Annotated in this window: 3 protein-coding genes; 1 reads left to right on the plus strand and 2 read right to left on the minus strand. The window is 71.6% G+C overall.

Annotated features, from left to right (window positions below; all coding sequences use genetic code 11):
* Positions 1-60: 60 nt before the first annotated feature.
* Positions 61-744: a maleylpyruvate isomerase N-terminal domain-containing protein gene (locus tag ACFWVD_RS28290; RefSeq protein WP_379247912.1), complete on the minus strand. Its 684-nt coding sequence runs from the start codon at positions 742-744 to the stop codon at positions 61-63.
* A 199-nt stretch (positions 745-943) separates the two neighbouring features.
* On the opposite strand from ACFWVD_RS28290, the gene ACFWVD_RS28295 reads away from it, so the two are divergent.
* The gene (locus ACFWVD_RS28295) at positions 944-1,294 is read left to right on the plus strand and encodes a hypothetical protein (protein WP_379247914.1); all 351 of its coding nucleotides are present in this window, start codon (positions 944-946) and stop codon (positions 1,292-1,294) included.
* A 138-nt stretch (positions 1,295-1,432) separates the two neighbouring features.
* Here the strand turns inward: ACFWVD_RS28295 and ACFWVD_RS28300 are convergent, their stop codons facing one another.
* The gene (locus ACFWVD_RS28300; RefSeq protein ID WP_081521111.1) at positions 1,433-2,011 is read right to left on the minus strand and encodes a snapalysin family zinc-dependent metalloprotease; all 579 of its coding nucleotides are present in this window, start codon (positions 2,009-2,011) and stop codon (positions 1,433-1,435) included.
* Positions 2,012-2,282 lie beyond the last annotated feature (271 nt).

Here is a 2,282-nt window from a genome sequence, read left to right on the forward strand (position 1 = left end):
CGCCTTCTTTCGTCCCGGCCACCGATCACGGCGGTGACCTCTCCGGTTGCGGGCAGGTGGTTATGCGAACAGGGGAAATCGGGCGGCGTCCGCACCCAAGCGCTGTCGGTCGCTACCGGACAACGCCGCGCGTCCGGTCGCCACGCGCGCGTACTGCGCGTCGTCCCACGGCACCGGCGCCGGGTGGCCGAGTAGCCCGTCCAGCGTGCGGCGCGTTTGACCGAGCCCTTCTGCCGAGGGTCCTGGTGCATCGGGAAGCGACACGACGAGGTCAAGGTGGTGGATCGTCGCCTCGACGGCCAGCGTGCGGATCAGATCCCCGGCACTCAGTACGTGGCCCTGGGTGGCGACGTACTGGTCGGGCGCGGCACCGGCCGCGGCGTCAACCACTGCGGCTACCGTCTGCGAATACAGCTCGCACAGCTGGTCGACGTGCAAGAACATGCTGGCGACGACCCGAGTGAACCTCCGGCCGTTGGCCGCGCCCACGGCGTCCGGGCGCCAATCCTCCCAGTAGGTGACCGCGTCACGGTCCGGCGTCCGTCCGGCAGGCGTGTGCAGCGCCACCAGGCCGCGCTGCGCGTCGCTCAGGCAGTGGAAGACCAGGTCGCGCACCGACCATCCGGCGCAGCCGGTCGACAGCCACGAGCGCTCATCCGTGATGGTCGTGACGACGGCGTCGAAGGCACCGTAGGCCGCGCGCAGTACGTCGGCCGGACACTGTCCTTCCTCCTCGTAAGGCATGCCCGCGAGGATAAGACGGCTGCCTGTCGAAGAACACCCCGCCGGCCCACCCGCCCGCGTCGGAGAGAGGTGCACGGGCATTGTGCCAATCCACTCGATCCGTGCGCCTTCCGGTGGTGTTCGCCAGCACGGTGACAGCAAGTGCACCCTTGTAACGACCACCTCGGCTCAGCTGCCGGGTCCGCTCCACCGGCGGCGGGTGGGGTCGGAAGGAGACGTCGAAGAGTCGATGTCGGTGAAGTGCGGTGTAGCCGGAGCGGGCCCGGGTCTCCACCGTGATGCCGGTGCTGGTGGCGGCCTCCCGGCGGCGGCCGCGTACTACTGGCTGCCAGTGGGCGCGTACGGCTGTGTCGATGCGGTCCGCGACCGGCTGGGGCGGGGTCTTGCGGTAGCGCTCGACCGAGCGCTGGCTGACGCCGAGCTCGGCGGCGACGGCGGCGTGATCGGCCCCGGCGAGTACACGGCACTGTGCCAGGCCGTCAGCGGGGGCAGCGCCGCGTATCCGACATGCCCTCCCCCGCTGCACCTGTTACAGCGATACAAGCGATGACCACGAAGTTCACCACCTGAGCAGTGGCCGCGCCCGAAGCTGCTGGCCGATGAAGGCGCGGCAGTGGACCGGCGCGGCCGCCTTCCGGGAGTCCCGTCCCGGCCAGGGCCCCGCACCGGCCCACCGTCGGCTCGCCGGTCAGGGGGCGTCGATGAGTACCCGGCCGTCGGTCGGCACCGTTGCCGCGAGCCCGTTCGCGTACGCGTTCTGCACGCGGGAGCGCTCCGTCGCGTTGGGTACGGCGTTGGTGCAGGCCGTTCCGGCGCTGGACCCGGACATCAGCTGAGAGCACGGCCCCGGCTTGGTGTCCGGGAGGCCCAGGCTGTGGCCCAGCTCGTGCGCGGCGATGCGCGTCTTGTCGTACCCCTGGCTCACGGCCTGCGCGCCGAGTTCGACTCGGACCTGCCGTCCCGGACGGACCGGGCCGAGGGTGGCCTGTGGCCAGCCGGTGGTGGCGACGATGACGATCTCGGCCCGGGCCCCGGGCGCGGCCTCCACCAGCCGTACGTTGCTGACGTTCGCGTTCCATGAAGCGACGCCGGCCGCGATGGCCGCTTCCCAGCCGCCGGCCCGACTGTCGTCGTAACGGAGTGTCACTACTGCTGCGGTGGCGTCGGGTATGGGTGCGGGTGCGGGTGCCGCGGTCGCGGCGGTTGCCGCCGCGAGGACCAGCGCGGCGGCGGAGGTGCCGACTTTCAGCCAGGTGCCCAGAGACATGGTCGTCTTCCTTCATGCGTGGGGGGGCCGGCCCCTCGGCGGAGCCGGGGCACTGGAGATGCCGCCACCTCCCGCCTGTGGCACGCGGGTTCGGCCAGCCGCCTCTCCGGAGCCCTAAGAAGGTAGCCCCGAACTCCACCAACCGGTCATGCACCTGCCAGCCAATTCCCAGAGGACTCCAGCCGATGCCCGGTCAGCGGGCGGCACCATCCAGGGGCTCGCGCGACCGCGCCCGGCGAACGGGCTACAGACGGCCACGTCGGCGCAGCCA

The organism is Nocardia sp. NPDC058666 (assembly GCF_042714895.1).
Classification (GTDB): Bacteria; Actinomycetota; Actinomycetes; order Mycobacteriales; family Mycobacteriaceae; genus Nocardia.

Excerpts from the sequence above, each read along its gene's own strand:
- ACFWVD_RS28290 (WP_379247912.1), bottom strand. The coding sequence starts at position 744 with ATGCCTTACGAGGAGGAAGGACAGTGTCCGGCCGACGTACTGCGCGCG.
- ACFWVD_RS28300 (WP_081521111.1), bottom strand. The coding sequence starts at position 2,011 with ATGTCTCTGGGCACCTGGCTGAAAGTCGGCACCTCCGCCGCCGCGCTG.